This is a genomic window from Sulfitobacter sp. HI0129 (assembly GCF_001635395.1).
GTDB lineage: Bacteria > Pseudomonadota > Alphaproteobacteria > Rhodobacterales > Rhodobacteraceae > Sulfitobacter.
Genome location: NZ_LWGH01000618.1, coordinates 1 through 1,314, shown reverse-complemented (window position 1 = coordinate 1,314; position 1,314 = coordinate 1). Strand labels below are relative to the sequence as shown.

The following is a 1,314-nucleotide window of genomic DNA, read 5'->3' as shown; positions in this document are numbered from 1 at the left end:
CGCGCCATCCGTCAGGGCGACGNGGANCNTCTGTTCNANNACTNCNNNNGTNNCCGCGCGATCCGTCGTGGCATCATCGAAGCCGGGCAGGATACCGCCGCACCCGATTTCGGGCGCGCGGGTCGTAAATGAAGCGTCTCGCACTCGCGCTCGTCGTGCTGGGCCAGGCCGCCGTGGCGGCGCCCGAAACATCCGCAAGGCCGGTCATGGCGCTGCGCATGGCAACCACGGCGCCGGTGCCTGCGCCGCAAACGTCCGCCCCGGTCATCCAGGTACAGGGCAGGGATGCCGAACCGGGCGCCAACGGTCGCGCTGACCGGCAGGGCGGGGGCATCGGCTTTTCGTTGCGGCCATTCCTGCGCTCTTCCAAAGCCGAAAAAGCCGCTCGCGAACGTCAGAAGCTGCTGGCGCGGGGCGCGGTCTGCGGGGATGTCGCCCTTCAGGGGGAACGGATCGGCGCAGTCTCGGGCGCGATCAACGGCTGCGGCATCGCGGATGCGGTCCGGCTGCGCTCCGTCGCGGGGGTAACGCTCAGTGAGACGGCGGTGATGGACTGCCGGACCGCGAAATCGCTGAAGGACTGGCTCGTGAGCACGGCAAAGCCTGCGCTGGCCAACAGCGGCGGAGGTCTTGCAGCCTTGGGGGTGGCCGCGCACTACTCCTGCCGGACGCGCAACAATCAGCCCGGGGCCAAAATCTCGGAGCATGGCAAGGGTCGCGCCATCGACATTTCAGCCTTTCATCTTGCCGATGGCCGTACCATTTCGGTGCTGAACGGCTGGGATGCAGGCGGTACCCGCAATGCGATGCGTTTGCTGCATCGCGGGGCCTGCGGCCCCTTCGGCACCGTGCTTGGCCCCGATGCGGACAGATATCACCTCGATCATTTTCATTTCGATACCGCGCGTCACCGCAACGGCAGCTACTGCCGCTGACCCCGTCCTAGCGGATCGGTATCGCGGGGGCCGGGCCGAGCGCCATGCCCCCCAGCCACATCTGCCCGTCACCAAAGCGCAGCGGCAGTTCGAGCGTGTTCTCGTCGCCGTTCATGCGCCCCAGCGCGGTCAGGATCGTTTCCGCCTGCGCCCGCATGTCGGGGGCCAGCAACCCCGCATCGGTCGCAAGTGAAAGAACCGGCCGCCAGTCGTTTACCCGGGCGGTCAGGGTGCCTTCGGGCCTGCCAGGGAAATCGAATGTCAGATCGCCTTCTGCGCGAAGCGTGACCCCGCCCCAGGTCGCTTGCACCCGCAACCCGCGAAGGGCCCGCAGTTGCACGGAACCGGCGTTGAGCGTCGCGGCGGACAGGGGTTCATC

Annotated in this window: 2 protein-coding genes and 1 pseudogene; 2 read left to right on the top strand and 1 reads right to left on the bottom strand. The window is 67.7% G+C overall.

Features of this window, described 5'->3' with window-relative positions; all coding sequences use genetic code 11:
* A pseudogene (locus tag A3764_RS26055) lies at window positions 1-132 on the top strand (prephenate/arogenate dehydrogenase family protein); the annotation flags it as partial.
* Entirely contained in the window at window positions 129-935 is an 807-nt protein-coding gene (locus A3764_RS16165) for an extensin-like domain-containing protein (protein WP_067923288.1), read from the top strand. The pseudogene A3764_RS26055 and the gene A3764_RS16165, both read left to right, overlap by 4 nt.
* Before the next feature lie 7 nt (window positions 936-942).
* Here A3764_RS16165 and A3764_RS16160 read toward each other — a convergent pair.
* Window positions 943-1,314: DUF2125 domain-containing protein (locus A3764_RS16160; RefSeq protein ID WP_150122235.1), on the bottom strand; the 372-nt coding region annotated here is incomplete at its 5' end.